This is a genomic window from Bradyrhizobium sp. 930_D9_N1_4 (assembly GCF_052076015.1).
Classification (GTDB): Bacteria; Pseudomonadota; Alphaproteobacteria; order Rhizobiales; family Xanthobacteraceae; genus Bradyrhizobium.
Window position 1 is genome coordinate 570,298 of the sequence record NZ_CP197236.1, and the last position, 22,002, is coordinate 592,299.

A 22,002-nucleotide genomic window follows, 5' to 3' on the forward strand; every position below is an offset into this window, starting at 1 on the left:
CGCGCGTTACGCGCGGAGCCCATTTGGGAAGGGTCAGTTCATCAGATGCAAGGCGGCGCTCGCCTTTCAGGGAAGGGCGCTGGCAGAGTGAGCAGTTCATTAATCCAGATTGACTCGAATTCTAGCCAATTCACCAACAACCGTTAGGGTTACTTCCTCGATCTCTAGACGAATTATTGTCCGCTTTACCACCCGCCTCTAACAGAGGGAGTGCGGACAACGCACATGCCTCATACAGGCCAATAAGTGCGGCCCGCGTCCCACGCGGAGGTGGCACGATGCGCAACGAGACGATCGCTATTCACGCCGGCTACGAGCCCGAAGCCACCACGCACGCGGTGGCCGTGCCGATCTATCAGACCGCGGCCTACGCCTTCGACAGCGCCGATCACGGCGCGGCGCTCTTCAATCTCGAGGCCGAGGGTTACCGTTACAGCCGCATCGCCAATCCGACCAGCGCGGTGTTGGAGAAGCGCATCGCCGAGCTCGAAGGCGGCGTCGGCGCGCTCGCGGTCGCGACCGGCCAGGCGGCGCTGCATTTCGCCTTCGTCAACGTCGCCGATCACGGCGGCAACATCGTTTCCGTGCCGCAGCTCTACGGCACCACCCACACGCTGCTCTCGCACATCCTGCCGCGCCAGGGCATCACCGGCCGTTTCGCCGAGAGCGACAAGCCTGAGGCGGTCGAAAAGCTGATCGACGAGAACACCCGCGCGGTGTTCGCCGAGACCATCGGCAATCCCGCCGGCAATGTCTGCGACATCGAGGCGCTCGCCAGGATCGCGCACAAGCATGGCGTGCCGCTGATCGTCGACAACACGGTCGCAACCCCGATCCTGCTCAAGCCGTTCGACTACGGCGCCGACATCGCCGTGCACTCGCTGACCAAGTTTCTGGGCGGCCACGGCACCACGCTCGGCGGCGCCATCGTCGATTCCGGCAACTTCCCCTGGGTGAAATACGCCGACCGCTTCCCCGGCTACAACAAGCCGGACGCCTCCTATCACGGCCTCGTCTATGCCGAGCGCTTCGGCAAGACCGCCTATATCGAGCGCGCGCGCAGCATCTATCAGCGCACCATGGGCTCGGTGCTGTCGCCGTTCAACGCGTTCCTGCTGATCCAGGGCATCGAGACCGTGGCGTTGCGCATGGAGCGCCACTGCGAGAACGCCCGCAAGGTCGCCGAATTCCTGCGCAAGGATCCCCGTGTCGCGTGGGTCAATTACACCGGCTTCCCGGACAGTCCCTATTACCCGCTCGTGCAAAAGTACCTGAACGGCAACGCCTCCTCGCTGTTCACCTTCGGCATCAAGGGCGGCATGGAAGCCGGCAAGAATTTCTACGATGCGCTGAAGCTGATCACGCGCCTCGTCAATATCGGCGATGCCAAATCGCTGGCCTGCCATCCCGCCTCGACCACGCATCGCCAGATGTCGGCGGAGCAGCAGCGCACAGCCGGCGTCCTGCCGGAAACGATTCGCCTGTCGATCGGCATCGAGCATTCCGCAGATATCATCGAGGACATCGACCAGGCGCTGGAGAAGGCCTGCCCGTCGGCGCGCCTCCAGGCCGCGGAGTAGGCGGGCGCCTGCGATGACGATCCTGATCGACAGGGATCAAGGCATATCGAGCCCGGCGCTGGTGCCGGCCGAGGGTGACCTCGTGCGCGACAATGGTGGCGCGGATCTCACGATCGGCCTGATCAACAACATGCCGGATCCGGCGCTGAAGGCGACCGAGCGGCAGTTCATGAAGCTGCTCCAGGCCGCCGCCGGCCCGCGCCGCATCCGTTTCCATTGTTTCTCGCTGCCGTCGGTGAAGCGCTCGCCGGAGGCGAAGTGGCATGTCGAGAGCGAGTATTCAGAGCTTGCCGAGCTCCGGCATCACAAGTTCGACGGGCTGATCGTGACAGGCGCCGAGCCGGTCGCGCCCGAGCTCGACCAGGAGCCGTATTGGCGTGATCTCACCGAAGTGATCGACTGGGCCAGGGTCAACACGCGCTCGACGATCTGGTCATGCCTTGCCGCGCACGCGGCGGTGCTGCATCTCGACCGCATCGAACGGCGGCGGCTGCCGAGCAAATGTCATGGCATTTTCGATTGTGAGGCCGTGGCGAGCGACTCACTGACGCGTGCTGCGCCGGCGCCGCTCAAGGTTTCGCATTCGCGTCTGAACGAGCTGGCCGAGAGTGACCTCGTTGATGCCGGCTATCAGGTGCTGACGCGTTCGGCCAAGGCCGGCGTCGATGTCTTCGTCCGGCAATATGCCAGCCGCTTCGTGTTCTTTCAGGGCCACCCGGAATATGACGCACTGTCGCTCCAGCGCGAGTATTTGCGCGACATCGGCCGCTACCTTGCGCGCGAGCGCGAGATCTATCCGCATCTGCCCGTGAGCTATTTTGACGCAGCAACGGAAGAGAAGCTCAATCGCTTCGAGAAGAAGGCGGCCCACCAGCGCCACCCCGCACTGGCCAACGAGCTGCCGGCGCTGAATTTGCGTGCCGATATCGCCGCCGGCAGCGCCGCGGCGGCGCTTTTCCGCAACTGGCTGCAATACCTTGCCGCGGAAGCCGACGCGCCGGTTCTTGCGCGCTAGAGGAAAGAGATTGGTTCCGCATTAGGATTACCCGAGCGTTAAGCTTGCCTCAACCAGCGCACGAATGTTTCAGTAGAGCAACAAGGAATCACGGGAAACGCGAGTCGTGTGGTCGGCACTCCAGGGACGCATGAGCAATCGGCTCGCCCGGCATTTCCGTGCCGCGCCGCACCGGTTGCCCGCGCATGCGCCGATGGTGAGCTTCACGTTCGACGACGCGCCCGATAGCGCTGCAAATGAGGGCGCCGAGCTGCTGGAGCGGCATGGCGGCCGCGGCACGTACTACCTCGCCGGCAGCCTGATCGACCGTCCCTCCGACCACTGGCACGGCCTGTCCAACGACGCGATCGTCCGGCTTCACCAGGCTGGTCACGAGATCGCCTGTCACACCTTCTCGCACCAGAGCTCGGCCGATCTCGACGAGGCCGCGATGGCCCGAGAGATCGAGCGCAACCGCAATTATTTCTACGGTATCGATTCGTCGATCGTGCTGGAGAATTTCGCCTATCCCTACGGGATCGCCTCGGTCTGGCGCAAGCCGCAGCTCGCGAAGGCGTTCCGCTCGGCGCGCGGCATCCTTCCGGGCGTTAACAGCGATGTCATCGACCTCCAGTTCCTCCGGGCGTCGCCATTGGTCGATTGCGAGATCGATGCGGCAGGCGTCGACCGCTATTTCGACGAGGCGGTCGCGAGCGGTGGCTGGCTCATCTTCTACAGCCATGACGTCGTCGATGCACCAAGCCCCTATGGCTGTACGCCGCACCTGATGCGCCACGCGCTCGAAGCGGCCCAGCGGCACGGCATGCCGATCGTGACCGTCGCAGAAGCGCTGCGACGAATCGGGGCGTAGCTTCTTCTTCCCTTCTCCCCCTTGCGGGAGAAGGTGGCGTAGGCGGCCTCTGGCCGCCGTTCTTAAGAACGCCGAAGCGAAGCTTCGGCTATGGCGCCGGATGAGGGGTATCCATCCACAAACGCAGATATCGTAGGGTGGGCAAAGCGAAGCGTGCCCACGCATTTTTTACGATCGAGAGAGATGGTGGGCACGGCGCAAGTGCGCCTTTGCCCACCCTACGATTCCGGACTCGCCGATAGATACCCCTCACCCGTCTCGCCGCTGGGCGGCGAGCCACCCTCTCCCGCAAGGGGAGAGGGGAAGAGGCGCGCCTTGCCCCGCAAACAGTCTTGCCACGCCCGCGCCGCCATGCGACTGGCCTTGTGACGAATCTCTCGGCCGTGGTTCCCGCCCGCTCATGTCCGCTCCTTCCGCCGCTCCACTGCCTGCGCCGCCCGGCGGCCGCGATGCGCTGTCGGTGCTGCATTCGGTGTTCGGCCTGCCGGGGTTCCGCGGCGCGCAGGGCGAGATCATCCGGCACGTCACGGATGGCGGCAATTGCCTGGTGCTGATGCCGACCGGCGGCGGCAAGTCGCTGTGCTACCAGCTCCCGTCGCTGCTGCGTGAAGGCTGCGGCATCGTGGTGTCGCCGCTGATTGCGCTGATGCGCGACCAGGTCGCCGGTTTGCTCGAGGCCGGCGTCAATGCCGCCGCACTGAATTCGTCGCTGACAATGCAGGAAGCCTCCGACATCGAGCGCCGCCTGATCGCGGGCGATCTCGACCTGCTCTATGTCGCGCCGGAGCGGCTGGTGACGCCGCGCTGCCTGTCGATGCTGGCGCAGGCCAGGGTGTCGCTGTTCGCGATCGACGAAGCGCATTGCGTCTCGCAATGGGGCCACGACTTCCGGCCCGAATATGTCGGCCTCTCCATCATCGCCGAGCGCTTCCCCGACGTGCCGCGCATCGCGCTGACCGCGACCGCCGACGAGCTGACGCGCAAGGAGATCGTCGAGCGCCTGAAGCTTGCGGACAGCCCGCAATTCGTCTCCAGCTTCGACCGGCCCAACATCCGCTACGAGATCGTCGACAAGCGCAATGCGGTGTCGCAGCTCAAGGACTTCATCCGGGAGCGGCATGAAGGCGATGCCGGCGTGGTCTATTGCCTCTCGCGCAAACGCGTCGAGGAAGTCGCGGCTGCGCTTGATGAGGCCGGCATCGCGGCGCTGCCCTATCATGCCGGCCTCGACGGCAGCGTACGCTCGCGCAACCAGGATCGCTTCCTCAACGAGGACGGCATCGTCATCGTCGCAACCGTCGCCTTCGGCATGGGCATCGACAAGCCCGACGTGCGCTTCGTCGCCCATCTCGACCTGCCCAAGAGCATTGAGTCTTATTACCAGGAGACCGGGCGCGCCGGCCGGGACGGCAAGCCATCGGCGGCCTGGATGGCCTATGGCCTCTCGGACATCGTGCAGCAGCGCCGCATGATCGACGAATCCACCGGCTCGGACGATTTCAAGCGCGTGTCGATCGGCAAGCTCGATGCGCTGGTCGGGCTCGCCGAAACCGCGCAGTGCCGGCGCAAGCGGCTGCTCGCCTATTTCGGCGAGACGGAGACCGCAAGCAGTTGCGGCAATTGCGACAATTGCCTGATGCCGCCGAAGATGCGCGACGGCAAGGTGCTGGCGCAAAAGCTGCTGTCCTGCGCCTACCGCACCGGTCAGCGTTTCGGCGCCATGCACCTGATCGACGTGCTGATCGGTCGCCTGACCGAGAAGGTGACGCAGTTCGGCCACGACAAGCTGTCGGTGTTCGGCATCGGGCGCGAGCTCAACGAGAAGCAGTGGCGGACCGTGCTGCGGCAGCTGGTGGCGATGGGCCATCTGCATGCGGACAGCGAGGCTTTCGGAGCCCTCAAGCTGACGGACACCGCGCGCGGCGTGCTGCGCGGCGAGACCGAAGTGTGGCTGCGCGAGGAAGCTCCCGGCGCACGTGTGCGCACCAGCCGGACAAAATCCCGTCGCGGCGATCTTGCGCCGGCGGCGAATGCGCCGGAGGGCGATGTCGATCCCGAATTGCGCGCGCGGCTGCGGTCCTGGCGCTCGGACATCGCGCGCGAACGCGGCGTGCCGGCCTATGTCGTGCTGCACGACGCCACCATCGACGGTATCGTCCGGGCCTGGCCGACCACGCTCGACGAGCTGCGCAACGTGCCGGGCATCGGCGACAAGAAGCTCGAGCATTACGGCGACGAGCTGTTGCAGATCGTCAGGACGCGGTAGCGCGACGAAAACGCCGCGGTCATCCCGGACAAGCGCAGCGCAGATCCGGGATCCATACCGCGTGATCTATCTTGAGGCAGGCGGGGAGACGTTCCTCGCCAAACGGCTCCCTGGGGTTATGGGTCCCGGGCTCGCGACTTTGTCGCGCCCCGGGACGACAAACTGCTAGCCGTTCCGGAACGCGTAAGCATAGCCGTTCAGCGCCGGTGCACCGCCGAGATGCGCGTACAGAATCTTTGCGCCCTTCTCGAAATAGCCTTTCTGCGCGAGATCGATCAGGCCCTGCATCGACTTGCCCTCGTAGACCGGGTCGGTGATCATGCCTTCGAGCCTTGCGGTGAGGCGGATCGCTTCCTTGGTCTCTTCCGACGGCACGCCATAGGCGGGATAGGCGTAGTCCTCGATCAGCACGACATCGTCGGCGACGAGATCCTTTCCGAGCTCGACCAGCTTCGCGGTATTTTGCGCGATCTCGAGCACCTGCGTTTTGGTCTGCGCGGGCGTGAAGGACGCATCGATGCCGATCACCTTGCGCGCACGGTCGTCGGCGGCGAAGCCGACCAGCATGCCGGCATGGGTCGAGCCGGTGACGGTGCAGACCACGATGTAATCGAACTTGAAGCCGAGCTCGGCCTCCTGCTTGCGCACCTCCTCGGCGAAGCCGACATAGCCGAGGCCGCCGAATTTGTGGACGGAGGCGCCGGCGGGAATCGCGTAGGGCTTGCCGCCCGCCGCCTTCACCTCGTCGATCGCCTGCTCCCAGCTCTTGCGGATGCCGATGTCGAAACCGTCGTCGACGAGGCGCACGTCGGCGCCCATGATGCGCGACAGCATGATGTTGCCGACGCGGTCATAGACGGCGTCCTCGTGCGGCACCCAGGCTTCCTGCACCAGGCGGCACTTCATGCCGATCTTGGCGGCGACCGCCGCGATCATGCGGGTGTGGTTGGATTGCACGCCGCCGATCGAGACCAGCGTGTCGGCGTTGGAGGCGATCGCGTCGGGGATGATGTATTCGAGCTTGCGCAGCTTGTTGCCGCCATAAGCGAGACCGGAATTGCAGTCCTCGCGCTTGGCATAGACCTCGACCTGGCCGCCGAGATGCTTCGACAGCCGCTCAAGCTTCTCGATGGGCGTCGGGCCGAAGGTCAGCGGATAGCGCGGAAATTTGTCCAGCTTCATGGGGCATCCCGATTGGTGTTGATGTCTGGATCTGGCTAACATTGGCCTGCGCAAATGTGCTTTCGAATATTGCGCCTATGTTGCGCCTTATCTTGCAGGATGGGAGAAATAAGATATAGTTTCTTTCACATAATAAGCCATTTACGGAAGTTTCTTCCATGTCCGCTCGGCTCGATCGCACCGACCTTAAGATGTTGAGGTTGCTGCAAAATAACGGCCGGCTGAGCAACGCGGAGCTGGCCGAAACCGTCGCCATCAGCCCCGCCACCTGCCATCGCCGCACCCAGCGCCTGTTCGAGGACGGCTTTATCGCTGCCGTCCGCGCCATGGTCGCGCCGAAGAAGGTGGCCAAGGGCACGCTGGTCATGGTCGGCGTCGTCCTCGACCGCTCGACGCCGGAGAGCTTTGCGATCTTCGAGCAGGCGATCGCAAAACTGAAATTCGTGCTCGACTGCCACCTCGTCGCCGGCGACTTCGATTACTTCCTCAAGATTCGCGTCGGCGACATGGAGGATTTCAACCGCATCCACGGCGAGCAGCTCATCGCGCTGCCCGGCGTGCGCCAGACCCGGACCTTCTTCGTGATGAAGGAAGTCGTCGACAACGCACCGCTGGAGTTTTGAGCTCATAGCGTTTTCCGGTGAAGTGGAGACCGGTTCGCGTGGCGAAAACGCGTCAAATAAGAATCAAGCTATTGATGCGCGATACCCATCGTGAGAGATTCTTCCGATGCAACCGCTTCCCTTCCGCCAGCAAGATCCCGCCGCACCGGCCTACCGGCGAGGCTGGGTCGATGAAGCGGTCGCCGCGATCGAGGCGGACCAGTGTCGCACCGCCGACACGCATCTGATCCGGCTGATCGTGCCGGCACTCGCCGGCATCGATCTCTACCTGAAAGACGAATCCACGCATCCGACCGGCAGCCTGAAGCACCGGTTGGCGCGCTCGCTGTTTCTCTACGCGCTCTGCAACGGCCATATCCGCGAAGGCACGCCCGTCGTCGAGGCATCGTCTGGATCGACCGCGGTGTCGGAAGCCTATTTCGCGCAGATGATCGGCGTGCCCTTCTTTGCCGTGATGCCGCGCACGACCTCGGCGGAGAAGATCGCCGCGATCGAACATTACGGCGGCAACTGCCACCTGATCGACGACGGCCGTGCGCTCTATGCGGAAGCCGCGGCACTCGCCGCCGGCCTGAACGGCCATTACATGGACCAGTTCACCTTTGCCGAGCGCGCCACAGACTGGCGCGGCAACAACAACATCGCCGAATCGATCTTCACGCAATTGGCGGGCGAGCCCCGGCCGATCCCGGACTGGATCGTGATGGGCGCCGGCACCGGCGGCACCTCGGCCACGATCGGCCGTTACCTGCGCTACCGCCAGTATCCGACGCGGCTCTGCGTCGCCGACGTCGAGCATTCTGCATTTTTCGACTGTTTCCGCTCGCAGGATCGCTCCCGTGTTTGCGAGCGTCCCTCGCTGATCGAAGGCGTCGGCCGGCCGCGCTGCGAGCCGTCCTTCGTGCCGGGCGTGGTCGACCGCATGATGAAGATCCCGGATGCGGCGACGATCGCCGCGATGAACGTGCTGTCGCGCCGGCTGCGCCGCACCGTGGGCGGATCCACCGGCACCAATTTCCTGGCGCTGTGCCGGCTCGCCGCGGAGATGCGCAGAGCAGGCCAGGCCGGATCGCTGGTGACGCTGATCTGCGATTCCGGCGAGCGCTACCGGCAGACCTATTACGAGCCCGAATGGCTGAAAACGCGCGGTCTCGACACCGCGCCGGCCGAAGCAGTCCTGTCGTCGTTCCTCGCGACGGGTGAGCCGCTGACGCTTGACGTCGACGACGCCGCCAATCCGCAGAGCGCTGGGGCCTCTTAGCCAATCTCTTCCAGCCACTTGCAAAATGGCACGGTCGTCACGGCAACTTCACTTGCCATGGGCGCGCACGCAAGCGAGCCTCAGCTCCTCTCAACGAGGAGATTTCGCCGTGCGCCTTCCCATTCTCGATCCGAAAGATCTGACCGACGAACAGAAGCCGCTCTATGACGACATGCGAGCGGGCATCAAGGACCATTTCAAGGGCTTCATCAACATGCGCGACGACGGCGCATTGCTCGGGCCCTGGAATCCCTGGATCCGCGAGCCGCGCTTCGGCAAGCCGGTGTGGGACCTGGTCAAGGCGATCGCGGCGAACCCGTTGCTGCCGGCGCCGGTCCGCGAGGTCGCGATCCTCGTCACCGGCTCGCATTTCCGCTCCGGCTACGAGCTCTATGCCCATGTGCTGGTGGCGGAGCAGCGCGGCCTCTCCGACGAGAAGCTCGCGACCATCGTCGCCGGCCAGCGTCCGGTGGATCTCACCAAGCAGGAGGCGGTCGCCTATGACATGGCCTCGGCCCTGGTGAGTGGCGGCGTGCTGCCTGAGTTGACGTATCGGGCGGCAGTCAAGGAGTTCGGCGAGCATGGCGCGGCCGAGCTGTCCTATCTCGTCGGCGTCTACTGCATGGTTTCGGTCACGTTGAACACCTTCGACGTGCCGGTGCCAGATTAGAAGCCGGTTCGACGATCACTCCGCCGCCCTGCTTGCGGGCGGTAGAGGCGCCCAGGCGATGCAGCGGTTGCGGCCTTGAGCCTTGGCCTGGTAGAGCGCGTGATCGGCCGCGCCCACCAGCGCGTCGATGCCGGACATGCTGACGGTCGCCTCCGCGATGCCGATGCTCACGGTGACGCCGAACTGAGTGTCACCCGCGGCGATCTGCGCGCTCCTCACACGCTTGCGGATGCGGTCGGCGACGGTTCTCGCACGCGACAGGCTGGTCTCGGGCAGGAGAACGGCGAACTCCTCGCCGCCGAGGCGGCCGACGATGTCCGACTTGCGCTTGCCGTCGATGCATGCGGCCGCAACCGCCTTGATCGCGGCGTCGCCCACCGCATGGCCGTAACGATCGTTGACCGACTTGAAGTAGTCGATGTCGAGCATCAGCACCGAGACGGAGCGGTAGTAGCGCTGAAAGCGACTCCATTCGGCGTCGAGGTTGTCGAGGAAATGGCGGCGGTTGTAGAGGCCGGTCAACGGATCGGTGGTTGCGAGCGTCTCCAGCAGAGCGGCCTTCTGCGTCAGATCGGTGATGTCGACATAGGTCAGCATGCGGCCGCCATTCGACATCGTACTGCAATGGGCCCTGATGCGCCGTCCGTCCGGCGTCTGGAGGTCGCGGACATGGTCGCCGGCCCTGACCTCTGCGACGCGTTTGGTGGGGAATTTGGCCAATTCGTTTGACGGGAGATTCGGCGCGCTGGCGCGATGAGCCCGACTCACCAGGGATGCATAGCTCGGATGGCCGGTCGCCTCCTGCTCGCTGACGTCCCAGAACCGCCGCATCCGCCGGTTCATGAAGCTGGCGTTGAGGTCGTGGTCGAGCAGCAGGACGCCATCTTCGACAGCCTCGAGTGCGTCGCGCAGCAATTTCAGCTCGTCGGAGGTGCGCACGATGTCGGTGACGGGCGTATAGGTCAGCATCCGCCCGCCGTCGGGCAGCGGTGTGCAGTGCATGCGAACGACGTCGCCGGCGGTGCGGCGCAGGTCGCGTGGAGACGCATCACCCGCCTTGACCTGCCGGACGCGTTCGGCGACGTAGGCGTCAAGCTCCGCCTCCGGGATCTCGTAGGCGAGCGTATCGCGGCCGTGGTGCATCAGGGTCACGAATGACGGATTGCTGTTGGCGACTTCATCCGGCAACAGCCACATCTGTCGAAACGCCCGATTGATCAACTGGGCGCGGAGATTGGCATCCAGCAGCACGATGCCGAGGGGAACGAAATCCAGCGCCGCGCGAAGCGCGAGCATCTGCCCGCGCATCAGCGAATCGGTGCTGCGCCCCCGCGCATCATCGATTTTGGTCTCAACAAGATCTTCCGCTCCGAGTGCGACGCCGACCTGACGGTCGGAACGCCAGAGCACGCGGCAGGTGAGGATCTCCTGGTTGGCGAGCTGAAGCTGGAATCGCTCGGGCACGCCGAGGCTGCTCTGCATCTCCAACGTCGCGCCATCTTCGGACAGGCGGCGCACGATGCAATTGATGGTCGATTGGCCGTAATTGAAGATGATGTTGCCGGCGAGGAACGTCCGTTCCGATACCAAGCGGGGCATTCCCAACCTCCCAAGCAGCATTACCGCAGTTTGTCGCAAGCTCCTTGCCGGAAGGTAACGTGGTCGGCGATCTCGCGAGAGGGATAACAATGGGTTCATCGGCCGGACCGCGCATGCGCCGGCGCTGGAATGCGAAAAGTCTTTCGTTATCAACGATAGGCGGGAGCGGCCGTGACGTTGGTATCCGTGAAAATGCGGGAGCTACGATTCACTGAAAATCCACCACGACCGCGATCAGTTGCGCACGGCGTAGAGCGGCGTCCGCAACGTCACCTGATAGGATGGCTTCGGCATCCACGCGATCTGCGCGGTGATGCCGAACAGGCGGTTGTCGTTGTCGTCCATGCGGTCGAGATCGAGCCGCAGCAGCGGCTGGGTGAAGGGCTCCGCCAGCGTCCGGCGGCCAATTTGCGCGCCGCCGAACGACTGCACGCCGAGGCGTCCGGTGAACTTCCAGTTGCTCGGCCATTGGTAATAGCCGCCGGCATAGAGGATCGTGTTCGGCCTGATCCTGGCGACCGGGCTGGCAATGTCGGTGTGCGTGTATTGCACGCCGGCCAGCCAGCCCCGCATCTCGTCCTCGTCCAGCGCGTAGTCGAATTCCAGGATGTTGTTGAAGGAGGTCGTCATGCCCGGCTCGTTCGGCACCGACTGCGTCAGGGTCGATTGCAGCGTGATGGTCGGGATTTTTCCGCCGTTCTGTTGATAGAGGTCGGCCTGTACGCCGATGTTCCAGCTGGTGATGTCGAACGTCGACCAGCCGCCGCCGATGTCGATCGTCGAGCCCGACACGCCGCCATAGAGCGACACGCGATCGCTGACGTCGACGGTCAGCGGCAGATCGACGGCAATGGATTTTGCGGCCGGCAAGCCGTTCGGCAGTGTCGTCCCCCTGCGCGCCGCCAGCGCTTCGAACGCAGCCGACAGAGACGTGTTGCCGAAGCCGAGCCCGAGCGTGCCCGCAGGGATCGTCGCGTAGATCGTGCGAAGATCGAGATAGATGTTCGGGACCTCGGGTTTTGCCGGCGCGTCGTCCTCATCGTCGGCAGCGGAGGCGGCGCCTGCGGAGATCGTCAGACAAAGCAGTCCGATCGCGGCAGCGCGCAAAGCCTGACGATGCGATGGGCTGTGATCAGACACGTGACAATCCGACGCGTGGCGATTTGAAGGCGGAATCGTTGCTAGATGGAACGTGATCGCTCGTGTGGTCAAGCGGTAACGGTAAGTCATGGACGGCACGGATGTGCACAGTTACTTTGCCGAGACCGCAACGACACACGCGTCGGCCAGAGTGCAGGCCGGACATTTGGAAGGACAACCGCCATGAACACGTCACGCCGCACCTTGCTCACTGGTCTGGCGGGCCTCGCTGTCGCTCCGACCGCCGTGGCGGCTAGCGTGCCGTCGTCCGAGCCCGACGACGTGACCGTAGCCGAAGAGCGCTTCGCGCGCACGATCGCCGCCGCGCATGCGCCCGATGTCACCTGCGTGCGGCAGGCCGAACGTTATGCGGATGCGCATTGGCTGGAGTACGTCGTGGCGGCGAGGGCGGTGCTTGGCGCAAGGGCGTGATTTGCCCTCTCACCCCGCCACCGCACGTCTGATCTGCTCGCCGATCTGCGACAGCACGAGCTGCGCCTGCGGCAGGATTGCGCCCATGGCGTGGAAATTGTGGACCATGCCGTCGTGGCAGACATGCTCGACCGCGACGCCGGCGGCCAGCAGCTTCCGCGCATAGGCGTTGCCTTCGTCGCGCATCGGATCGCATTCGGCGGTGTGGATGATCGCGGTCGGCAAGCCCGCGAGCCGTGTCGCGCGCAAGGGCGAGATGCGGGGATCGGCGGCGTCCAGGCCCTCCGGCAGATAGTCCGCGAGGTCGGCCTCGATCGTGGCGCGATCGATCAGATGGCCTTCGGCGAATTCCTCGCGCGAGGGCGAGGTCTCCTCGAAATCCAGCACCGGGCAGATCAGGCATTGCGCAACGAGCGAGAGGCCGGCGGTTTGCGCCGCCTGCTGGCACACGATCGCAGCGAGCGTGGCACCGGCGGAATCGCCGCCGACCACGAGACGTTCGGCATCGATACCGAGGGAGGAAGCTTCGCGCGCCACCCATTCGGTGGCCGCGATCGCGTCGTCCACGGCGGCGGGGTATTTGTGCTCGGGCGCGAGCCGGTAGTCGATCGACACCAGCCGGCAGCCGGTCACGTGTGCCAGCGCCGCAGCGATGCGGTCATGCGTCGCAATGCTGCCGGCGACGAGGCCGCCGCCGTGAAAAAACACGAAGCCCGGCGCGCGCTCGCCCGCATGCGAGGGTGAATAGAGGCGATAGGGCAGTTCGCCGCCGGGGCCGGGGAGGGTGCCGTCGGACGCGGTCACGTCGGACGCCTCTGCGCGCGCGAACTGCATCAGCTTCGCCAGCGACTGCCGCCGTGCCTCCACGCTCGGCCTGCTCCGTGTCTGCGGCGCGGCTGCAGCCATCATGGTCAATAAACGCTTTGCGAGCGGATCGAGTGGCATATGACTTCCTTCCGTGGAACAGGGTAGCCCACCCTTCCCCCGCAGGGAATCATTTAGAAATTGCGACCAATAGTGGCGCATTATTGCGGCGTCGCGCCAACGGGAGGCCGGTCATGGCCGAGATCAAAAAGCCGATCGAATATTCGCCGAGCTGGAACTTCTTCGAAGGCAAATGGCATGACGGCAATGTGCCGATCATGGGCCCGCGTACGCATGCGGCCTGGCTCGGATCGGTGGTGTTCGACGGCGCGCGCGCGTTCGAGGGTGTCGCGCCCGATCTCGACCGCCACGTCGCCCGCGCCAATCAATCCGCGATCAATTTCGGCCTGAAGCCGGTGGTCGACACCGGCACATGGCTGACGCTGGCAAACGAAGGCATCGCGCGCTTCGCGCCGAATGCCGAGCTCTATGTCCGTCCGATGTACTGGGCGCAGAACGGAAGCGGGGGCGGCGTGCTGTTCGACCCTGAGACCACCAATTGGTGCCTGTGCATCTACGAGGCGCCGATGCCGAAGCCAGTCGGCAACGCCATCACGCTGTCACCGTTCCGCAGGCCCACGGCCGAATGTGCGCCGGTCGAGGCCAAGGCCGCCTGCCTCTATCCGAACAATTCGCGCGCGCTCGCGGAAGCGGCCTCCCGCGGCTTCCAGAATGCGCTGATGCTCGACATGCTCGGCAATGTCGCGGAGTTCGGCAATTCCAACGTGTTCATGGCGAAGGACGGCGTGGTGTTCACGCCGGTGCCGAACGGTACGTTCCTGAACGGCATCACACGCCAGCGCGTGATCGGCCTGCTTCGCGGCGACGGCGTCACCGTGGTCGAGAAGACGCTGCGCTATGCGGACTTCCTCGCCGCCGACGAGATTTTTTCGACCGGCAATTTTGCCAAGGTCGCCCCGGTGATTCGCATCGACGAGCGCGAGCTGAAGCCGGGCCCGCTCTACACCCGCGCGCGGAAACTCTATTGGGATTTTGCGCACACGGTGAAGCTGGCGGCGTAGGCGCCGCACACTCCACGAACTCCGTCATTGCGAGCGCAGCGAAGCAATCCAGACTGTCCCCGCGGAGGGATTCTGGATTGCTTCGCTGCGCTCGCAATGACGGTGGGGAAACAGTCGGGCAAAATTGCCAATCGCGCGCCCGCGGCAGGCGGGCGCGCCAGCACGGACGAAAGACCTACTCGTCCTTCTTCGACATCTTCTCGAGGCGTTCCTGCATGTCCTTCATCTGCTGACGCAGATCGTCGATGTTGCTGTTGTCCGTCGGCGTCGCGGCGGTCGCCTCGGGCTCAGGCTCCGGGCTGCCCGCCGGGCGGGCCGCGCCGGGGGCGAACGGCTTGAACATCGAGAAGGTCTGCTGGAACAGCTCCATGTTGCGGCGGACCTGCTCCTCCAGCGGCGCAAACGGCGTGCCGGACAGCGAGTTGGCGATCTGCTTGCGGAACTTCTCCTGCTCCTGGGTCAGCGTTGCGATCGACTGCTCCAGATATTTCGGCACCACCATCTGCATGCTGTCGCCGTAGAAGCGGATCAGCTGGCGCAGGAAGGTGGTCGGCAGCAGGTTCTGGCCGGCCTTGTTCTCCTGCTCAAAGATGATCTGGGCCAGCACCGAGCGGGTGATGTCGTCGCCGGTCTTGGCGTCGTAGACCAGGAAATCCTCTCCGTCCTTGACCATGGCGGCGAGGTCCTCGAGCGTCACATAGGTGCTCGTTCCGGTATTGTAGAGCCGGCGGTTCGCGTATTTCTTGATAGTGGTGGGTTGGTCTGATTTCGCCATGGGCTCTCACTTGCAAACGCTGAGAACGGGAACCCGACGGGCTATGCCGCAGGGCGGGAAGAGTACGCAACGCAACAAAGTAAGCATTTTCAAAGGGGGCACGCTACCGTTTTGTGCGCCACGGTTAATTGCACAGCAAAAACGTGCTTGCGAAAGCACCAAGAACGCTATTTTGAATGCGCTGCGGCATGAATTCGGCCTCCGGCCGATTGACATGCCGCAACGACGTTAACAGGATGCCAGTCGAGACTGGCGAGCCGTTTCCCCAGCCCCGCCTGCCCCCATTCAACACCAGGAGATGCCCATGTCAGACGATGTCGTCATCGTCAGCGCCGCCCGCACCCCGGTCGGAAGCTTCAACGGAGCGTTCGCGACCCTTCCCGCCCATGACCTCGGCGCGATCGCCATCAAGGCCGCGCTGGAGCGCGGTGGCATCGAGCCCGGCCGGGTCTCGGAAGTCATCATGGGTCAGATCCTGACCGCGGCTCAGGGTCAGAATCCCGCCCGTCAGGCCTCGATCCTGGCCGGCATTCCCGTGGAGAGCCCTGCCTGGGGCGTGAACCAGCTTTGCGGTTCGGGCCTGCGCACGGTCGCGCTCGGTTATCAGGCGCTGCTCAACGGCGATTCCGAAATCGTGGTCGCCGGCGGCCAGGAATCCATGAGCATGGCTCCGCACGCCCAATACCTGCGCGGCGGCGTCAAGATGGGCGCGGTCGAGTTCGTCGACACCATGATCAAGGACGGCCTGTGGGATGCCTTCAACGGCTACCACATGGGCAACACCGCCGAGAACGTCGCCAAGCAGTGGCAGATCACGCGCGCCCAGCAGGACGAGTTCGCGGTCGCCTCGCAGCAGAAGGCTGAAGCTGCGCAGAAGGCCGGCAAGTTCAACGACGAGATCGTCCCCGTCACCATCAAGGGCCGCAAGGGCGACACCGTGGTCAGTGCCGACGAATATCCGCGTCATGGCGCAACCCTCGACGCGATGGCCAAGCTCCGTCCCGCTTTCGAGAAGGAAGGCACGGTCACCGCAGGCTCGGCGTCGGGCATCAATGACGGCGCTGCCGCCGTCGTGCTGATGACGGCGAAGCAGGCCGCCAAGGAAGGCAAGACGCCGCTCGCGCGTATCGTGTCCTGGGCGCAGGCCGGCGTCGATCCGAAGATCATGGGCTCGGGCCCGATCCCGGCCTCGCGTGCCGCGCTCAAGAAGGCCGGCTGGAACGTCGGCGATCTCGACCTGATCGAAGCCAATGAGGCCTTCGCGGCGCAGGCCTGTGCCGTCAACAAGGACCTCGGCTGGGACACCTCCAAGGTCAACGTCAACGGCGGCGCGATCGCGATCGGCCATCCGGTCGGCGCTTCCGGCGCGCGCGTGCTGGTGACGTTGCTGCACGAAATGCAGAAGCGCGATTCGAAGAAGGGCCTCGCCACGCTGTGCATCGGCGGCGGCATGGGTATCGCGATGTGTCTGGCGCGCGACTAAAGCTGACGCGTAACTGACACGTCGCTTGCGCGTGCGCTGCACACAGGTTGAGTGCGTTGCACGCGACTAAAAAGGCAGCGGTTGCAAATCAAATATTCTTCGCAACCGCGCAAGCCTCGACTAAATACAAACGCCCGGCTCAACGCCGGGCGTTTTGTTCTTGATGTCCGCCAAACCAGCCGCATAATCCACCATTAAAAACGATCACTTCAGAAACGTCCGACGAGTCCAAGGGAAGGAACTACGACATGGCACGAGTTGCATTGGTGACGGGTGGTACGCGGGGCATCGGAGCTGCGATCAGCAAGGCGCTGAAGGCTTCTGGCTACAAGGTTGCGGCGAGCTATGCCGGCAACGATGCTGCAGCGGAGAAGTTCAAGGCCGAAACCGGCATCGCCGTTTACAAATGGGACGTCAGCAATTTCGACGCCTGTGCGGAAGGCGTGAAGAAGGTCGAGGCCGAGCTCGGCCCTGTCGACGTGCTGGTCAACAATGCCGGCATCACCCGCGACACCGCCTTCCACAAGATGACGCTCGAGCAGTGGAATGCCGTCATCAACACCAATCTCGGCTCGCTGTTCAACATGACGCGCCAGGTGATCGAGGGCATGCGCGCGCGCAAGTTCGGCCGCGTCATCTCGATCTCGTCGATCAACGGCCAGAAGGGGCAGTTCGGCCAGGTCAACTATTCCGCGGCCAAGGCCGGCGACATCGGTTTCACCAAGGCACTGGCGATCGAGAACGCCAAGGGCGGGATCACCGTCAACGCGATCGCGCCCGGCTACATCAACACCGAGATGGTGCAGGCGGTGCCGAAGGACGTTCTGGAAAAGAACGTCATCCCGCAGATCCCGGTCAACCGGCTCGGCGAGCCCGAAGAGATCGCGCGCGCCGTCGTGTTCCTCGCGGCCGACGAGGCCGGCTTCATCACCGGATCGACGCTGACCATCAATGGCGGCCAGTATCACGCCTGATGTGACGTCAAGCCTGTAGCTTCGAAGGTGACAAGGCGATAGTGAAGACGGAAATGCCCGGCCTCGTGCCGGGCATTAGCGTCCTCAGAGCCTTTGATCGATGACCCCACGCACAGCCACGCTGATCGGATTGACCGCGATCCTGATGTGGTCGCTGCTCTCGGTGATGACGGTGGCGACCGGAAAGATCCCGGCGTTCCAGCTCGCCGCGATGACTTTTGCGATCGGCGGTCTCGTCGGCCTGCTCACCTGGATCGGCCGCGGCGACGCGGCGAAGAGCCTGCGCCAGCCGCTGGTCGTGTGGGCCGTCGGCGTCGGTGGCCTGTTCGGCTATCACGCGCTGTATTTCCTCGCGTTGCGTTTCGCCCCGCCGGCCGAAGCCGGCCTTCTGAACTACATGTGGCCGCTGCTGATCGTGCTGTTCTCGTCGTTGCTGCCGGGCGAGCGGTTGGCCATGCATCACATCATCGGCGCGGTGCTCGGCCTCGTCGGCACCGTGCTGCTGTTCGCCGGCAACACGTCGACCTTCACGCCCGGGCAGGTGCCGGGGCTGGTCGCGGCCTTCATCGCTGCGTTCGTGTGGGCCGCCTATTCGGTGCTGTCGCGCCGATTGAAGGCGGTTCCGACCGACGCGGTCGCCGGCTTCTGTCTCGCCACATCGGTGCTCGCCGCGCTGATGCACGGTCTGCTCGAAACCACGATATGGCCGGAAACCAAGCTGCAATGGCTCGCCGTGATCGCGCTCGGCATCGGCCCCGTCGGTGCGGCGTTCTATGCCTGGGACATCGGCATGAAGCGCGGCGACATCCGCGTGCTCGGCGCCGCCTCCTACGCGACGCCGCTGCTCTCGACCGGCTTCCTCATCGCGGCCGGTTTTGCGCAAGCCAGCGCCAACATCGCCATCGCCGCGATCCTGATCGCCGGCGGCGGCCTGATCGCAGCGAAGGACATGGTGCTGCGGAAACGATGAGACGCTGGTTCGCCCCACCGCTCACGCTGTACTCTATGCTCGCTGCTCCGGGCGCCATGGCGCAAGTCAGCGCGCCGCCCGAAACGTTCACCGGCATTCATCGGAGCGAGGGTGCGAATGGCCGCCCGAAGGTGGTTACGGTCACGGATGGAAAATCCTTCCTCCAGCTGACAGAAGATGAATATCGAGCCGGCGGCTATCGGCCTGCCTACGACAAGCTTCCGACGTGGATTGTTCGCCGAATACCCGTGCGGAAGCCCATCCCAGCTGACCAGGATTGATCCGTAGCTAAAGCGCCGGTTGCCAGCCCGGCGGCCGGTACATCGGTTCTGGAATCTGCCCAAGCTCGGAGCTCTGCAGGCGTTGCGGCGTCAAGCCATAGAACTCCTGGAAGCTCAGGATCAGCGGCCGCCATTTGTCGGGATCGATACGGTTGGGCGCGCCACTCATCATGATGTCGGGATGGGCGTGCACGCGGGTGATGCGGACCTCGATCGCAGCCAGATTGCCGCGCCAGACCGCGTCATCCTGTGCCATCTCGTGCACATAGGCGACCTTGGCTTCCATCTGCACCGGACATTCCGCGACGCGCGGTGCGCTGACGGTCTCGCTCGCCAACGCAGTCAGGCCACTCAGCTCGAACTTGTCTTTCTCGTGCCGGTAGCCGCGATAGAGCTTTCCTGCCGGCACCGGGTTCGATCCCGTGGTACGAGCGAGGCGATCGACGGCGGCGACGAGGTCGGCTGACGGCAGATTGAGCACGCACTCGCCGGTGCGAATCATGTTCTCGGTGGTCTTGGAATTGCGCGCGAGCCCGAGCATGCAGCGCCATCCCACCCACCATGCCGACGACATCGGCGCGAGATTGTGCGAGCTGTCGTCATTGGTCGAGCCGATCAGGACGACGGGTGTTCCGAAATACAAAATTGCCGGGTCGATCTGGACTGCGGGACCGAATGTTCCGTGCATCGTGCGCTCCTCTTGATTGGAAGCGCAGTCCTAGTTGCGAAGGCAAATCGAACCCACCCGATTCCAGATATGAAGCGTTTTCGAGCGAAATGGATGCCGGTTCGCGTGAAGAAAACGCGTCAAAGCAAGAATCTAGAGCTTCGGTTCTGATTCAATCAGAATCGAAGCTCAGGGCTCCCAGCCCTTGGGCGCGAGCTCGAACTTCGCGAACTCGAAAGCGGGCGCCACGGTGCAGCCGACCAGCGTCCATTCACCGGTGGTCTCCGCCATCTGCCACGCATCTGCCGGCACGATCGCTTGCGGCCGCTCGCCGCTCACGAGGTCCGTGCCGAGCCGTACCTCGTGTTGCGAGCAACCTTCATGCGCGATGCGCAGCGTCAGCGGGCTTCCGGCATAATAGTGCCAGGTCTCCACCGCATCGACGCGGTGCCAGTGCGAGCGTTCGCCGCGCGCGAGCAGGAAGTAGATGAGGGTCGAGCGCGACCGCCCGTTGGCGTCCGTGGTCTGGTCGCGAAAGGTCTCGCGGTAGTGCCCGCCCTCGGGATGCGGACGGAGTTCGAGGTGCGCGATGATCTCGGCTGCGGTCGGCATCGATCCCCGTCAGGATTTGTTCTCTATGACTTGTTCTTGCGCTCACGCAGCTCGCCGAACACCGCGGCGGCCTCCGCGCCCTTCATATGTAGCCTGGCTGCGATCTCGGGCGCATCAGCCCGCAGGAACACGTTTGTTCGCTTCTCGTCACCAAGCAGTGAGGGAATCGTCGGCTTGTTCTCGGCCCGCAGTTTTGCGACCTCCGCCGCGCGCGCCTGGAGCGCCGCATTGTCGGGGTCGACCGTGAGCGCGAACTTGACGTTGGATGCCGTGTATTCGTGGCCGCAATAGAGCTTGAAGTCGTCGGGCAGGGCACGCAGCTTCAACAGCGAATCCCACATCATCGGGTAGTCGCCCTCGAACACGCGGCCGCAGCCGATCGAGAACAGCGTGTCGGCGGCGAACAGCGTCTTTTCGTTGTCGAACACGTAGGAGATGTGGTCCAGCGTGTGGCCGGGCGTCTCCACGACACGCGCCAGCAAATTGCCGATCTTGACCACGTCGGCATTGGCGACGCGCAGATCGACATTGGCGATCTTCGCCGCCTTGTCATGCGGCGCGACGACGCGGCAATTGTATGTCTGCTTGAGTTCGGCGACCCCGCCGACATGATCGCCATGGTGATGGGTGATCAGGATGTCGGTGAGCTGCCAGCCTTCGCGCTCCAGCGCCTTCAGGATGGGGCCGGCCTCCGGCGCATCGATCGAGGCGGTCGCCTTGGTTTCCACATCGTGGATCAGGTAACCGAAATTGTCGTTTAAACAGCTGAAAGTACGAATTTCGGCAGCCATGTCGTCTCCATCGCGCTCAGCCCCGCCAGACAAATATGGCGATAACGTTGCACAGGCAATGCAATATTCCGCGGGCGGCGGCGGCCTTGTGCATGTTACATTGCCGTCATGACCATCGATGTCGTCGACCTGCGCGAGTTTTACTCCCGTCGCCTTGGGATTGTGGCGCGGCAAATGATCAATCGCGGCATCAGGGAGCGCTGGCCGAATGCCGACGGCCAGCGTGTGCTCGGTTTCGGCTATCCCACGCCCTATCTCGGCCTCTTCCGCGAGGACGCGGAGCGCTGCATCGCCTTCATGCCGTCGGCACAGGGCGTCCTGAAATGGCCGACCGGACGGCCGGCGCTGGCCTCGCTGGTCGATGAATTCTCGCTGCCGCTGCCGGATGCCGCGGTCGACCGTATCCTGCTGGTTCATGCGCTGGAGATGTCGGACGATCCGGCCGCGCTGTTGCGCGAGGTGTGGCGGGTGCTGTCGCCCTCCGGCCGCATGATTGCGGTGATCCCGAACCGGCGCGGGGTGTGGACCCGCACCGACAGCACCCCATTCGGCCACGGCCGGCCCTATTCGCGCTCGCAGATCACTGATCTCCTGCGTCAGACCTGGTTCACGCCGACGACCTGGGGCGAGGCGCTGTTCATGCCGCCTTACGCCGGCGGCTGGGTGCTGAAATCGGCGCAGATGTGGGAGCGGGCGGGCGCGGCGCTGTCGCTGCCCTTCGCCGGGGTGCACATCGTCGAGGCAACCAAGCAGGTCTATCGTGCGATCCCCGCCAAGCGCGAACGTGCACGGCTGATTCCCGCACTGACCAAGCCCGTGCTGGTGCCGTCGTCGACCACGGTCACGCGCCGCTAAGGCACGCGCGTCGCCGCCGATCGTCGTCAA

At 64.3% G+C, this 22,002-nt stretch carries 21 protein-coding genes; 13 read left to right on the forward strand and 8 right to left on the reverse strand.

Features of this window, described 5'->3' with window-relative positions; translation table 11 throughout:
- The first annotated feature begins 278 nt into the window (after positions 1-278).
- The 4 genes from AB7532_RS02655 to recQ all read left to right on the forward strand — a co-directional run bounded on the left by AB7532_RS02655 (position 279) and on the right by recQ (position 5,711).
- Positions 279-1,580, forward strand: coding sequence for an O-acetylhomoserine aminocarboxypropyltransferase/cysteine synthase family protein (locus AB7532_RS02655; protein ID WP_441233286.1), 1,302 nt, complete (start codon positions 279-281; stop codon positions 1,578-1,580).
- A 13-nt stretch (positions 1,581-1,593) separates the two neighbouring features.
- Entirely contained in the window at positions 1,594-2,595 is a 1,002-nt protein-coding gene (gene metA / locus AB7532_RS02660) for a homoserine O-succinyltransferase MetA (protein ID WP_441233287.1), read from the forward strand.
- A 106-nt stretch (positions 2,596-2,701) separates the two neighbouring features.
- Entirely contained in the window at positions 2,702-3,445 is a 744-nt protein-coding gene (locus tag AB7532_RS02665) for a polysaccharide deacetylase family protein (RefSeq protein WP_441233288.1), read from the forward strand.
- Between the two features lie 400 nt (positions 3,446-3,845).
- Entirely contained in the window at positions 3,846-5,711 is a 1,866-nt protein-coding gene (recQ, locus tag AB7532_RS02670) for a DNA helicase RecQ (RefSeq protein WP_441233289.1), read from the forward strand.
- A gap of 165 nt (positions 5,712-5,876) precedes the next feature.
- Here recQ and AB7532_RS02675 read toward each other — a convergent pair whose 3' ends face one another.
- Positions 5,877-6,893 (reverse strand): 1-aminocyclopropane-1-carboxylate deaminase, encoded by a 1,017-nt coding sequence (locus AB7532_RS02675; protein WP_441233290.1) that lies wholly within the window; start codon positions 6,891-6,893, stop codon positions 5,877-5,879.
- A 158-nt stretch (positions 6,894-7,051) separates the two neighbouring features.
- Here AB7532_RS02675 and AB7532_RS02680 point away from each other — a divergent pair, with 158 nt between their 5' ends.
- From AB7532_RS02680 to AB7532_RS02690, 3 genes are all read left to right on the forward strand, one after another.
- Entirely contained in the window at positions 7,052-7,516 is a 465-nt protein-coding gene (locus tag AB7532_RS02680) for an Lrp/AsnC family transcriptional regulator (RefSeq protein WP_441233291.1), read from the forward strand.
- 106 nt (positions 7,517-7,622) lie between these two features.
- Positions 7,623-8,777, forward strand: coding sequence for a PLP-dependent cysteine synthase family protein (locus AB7532_RS02685; protein ID WP_441233292.1), 1,155 nt, complete (start codon positions 7,623-7,625; stop codon positions 8,775-8,777).
- 109 nt (positions 8,778-8,886) lie between these two features.
- Complete coding sequence (locus AB7532_RS02690; RefSeq protein WP_441233293.1) at positions 8,887-9,447, forward strand: carboxymuconolactone decarboxylase family protein; 561 nt, start codon at positions 8,887-8,889, stop codon at positions 9,445-9,447.
- 15 nt (positions 9,448-9,462) lie between these two features.
- On the opposite strand, the gene AB7532_RS02695 is transcribed toward AB7532_RS02690, so the two are convergent.
- The gene (locus AB7532_RS02695; RefSeq protein WP_441233294.1) at positions 9,463-11,046 is read right to left on the reverse strand and encodes a diguanylate cyclase; all 1,584 of its coding nucleotides are present in this window, start codon (positions 11,044-11,046) and stop codon (positions 9,463-9,465) included.
- A gap of 234 nt (positions 11,047-11,280) precedes the next feature.
- Complete coding sequence (locus AB7532_RS02700; RefSeq protein ID WP_441239175.1) at positions 11,281-12,153, reverse strand: hypothetical protein; 873 nt, start codon at positions 12,151-12,153, stop codon at positions 11,281-11,283.
- 216 nt (positions 12,154-12,369) lie between these two features.
- Between AB7532_RS02700 and AB7532_RS02705 the strand changes: the two genes are divergently transcribed.
- Entirely contained in the window at positions 12,370-12,618 is a 249-nt protein-coding gene (locus AB7532_RS02705) for a hypothetical protein (RefSeq protein ID WP_441233295.1), read from the forward strand.
- Positions 12,619-12,627: 9 nt separating this feature from the next.
- Here AB7532_RS02705 and AB7532_RS02710 read toward each other — a convergent pair whose 3' ends face one another.
- Positions 12,628-13,563 (reverse strand): alpha/beta hydrolase, encoded by a 936-nt coding sequence (locus AB7532_RS02710; RefSeq protein ID WP_441233296.1) that lies wholly within the window; start codon positions 13,561-13,563, stop codon positions 12,628-12,630.
- Between the two features lie 113 nt (positions 13,564-13,676).
- Here AB7532_RS02710 and AB7532_RS02715 point away from each other — a divergent pair, with 113 nt between their 5' ends.
- Positions 13,677-14,564 carry a branched-chain amino acid aminotransferase gene (locus tag AB7532_RS02715; RefSeq protein ID WP_441233297.1) on the forward strand — a complete coding sequence of 296 codons (888 nt, stop codon included), beginning with the start codon at positions 13,677-13,679 and terminating at the stop codon, positions 14,562-14,564.
- A 175-nt stretch (positions 14,565-14,739) separates the two neighbouring features.
- On the opposite strand, the gene phaR is transcribed toward AB7532_RS02715, so the two are convergent.
- A complete protein-coding gene (gene phaR, locus AB7532_RS02720) occupies positions 14,740-15,339 on the reverse strand; it encodes a polyhydroxyalkanoate synthesis repressor PhaR (protein ID WP_441233298.1) in 600 nt (199 codons plus the stop codon).
- A gap of 304 nt (positions 15,340-15,643) precedes the next feature.
- Here phaR and AB7532_RS02725 point away from each other — a divergent pair, with 304 nt between their 5' ends.
- The 3 genes from AB7532_RS02725 (at position 15,644) to yddG (ending at position 18,766) form a co-directional block, all read left to right on the forward strand.
- Positions 15,644-16,822, forward strand: coding sequence for an acetyl-CoA C-acetyltransferase (locus AB7532_RS02725; RefSeq protein ID WP_441233299.1), 1,179 nt, complete (start codon positions 15,644-15,646; stop codon positions 16,820-16,822).
- A 248-nt stretch (positions 16,823-17,070) separates the two neighbouring features.
- Positions 17,071-17,796, forward strand: coding sequence for an acetoacetyl-CoA reductase (gene phbB, locus AB7532_RS02730; protein ID WP_441233300.1), 726 nt, complete (start codon positions 17,071-17,073; stop codon positions 17,794-17,796).
- Positions 17,797-17,896: 100 nt separating this feature from the next.
- A complete protein-coding gene (gene yddG, locus AB7532_RS02735; protein WP_441233301.1) occupies positions 17,897-18,766 on the forward strand; it encodes an aromatic amino acid exporter YddG in 870 nt (289 codons plus the stop codon).
- A 288-nt stretch (positions 18,767-19,054) separates the two neighbouring features.
- Here the strand turns inward: yddG and AB7532_RS02740 are convergent, their stop codons facing one another.
- The 3 genes from AB7532_RS02740 to gloB all read right to left on the reverse strand — a co-directional run bounded on the left by AB7532_RS02740 (position 19,055) and on the right by gloB (position 21,117).
- Positions 19,055-19,735 (reverse strand): flavin reductase family protein, encoded by a 681-nt coding sequence (locus AB7532_RS02740; RefSeq protein ID WP_441233302.1) that lies wholly within the window; start codon positions 19,733-19,735, stop codon positions 19,055-19,057.
- A gap of 168 nt (positions 19,736-19,903) precedes the next feature.
- Positions 19,904-20,326, reverse strand: coding sequence for a cupin domain-containing protein (locus AB7532_RS02745; RefSeq protein ID WP_441233303.1), 423 nt, complete (start codon positions 20,324-20,326; stop codon positions 19,904-19,906).
- A 23-nt stretch (positions 20,327-20,349) separates the two neighbouring features.
- A complete protein-coding gene (gene gloB / locus AB7532_RS02750; protein ID WP_441233304.1) occupies positions 20,350-21,117 on the reverse strand; it encodes a hydroxyacylglutathione hydrolase in 768 nt (255 codons plus the stop codon).
- Between the two features lie 108 nt (positions 21,118-21,225).
- Between gloB and AB7532_RS02755 the strand changes: the two genes are divergently transcribed.
- Entirely contained in the window at positions 21,226-21,972 is a 747-nt protein-coding gene (locus AB7532_RS02755; protein WP_441233305.1) for a class I SAM-dependent methyltransferase, read from the forward strand.
- Positions 21,973-22,002 lie beyond the last annotated feature (30 nt).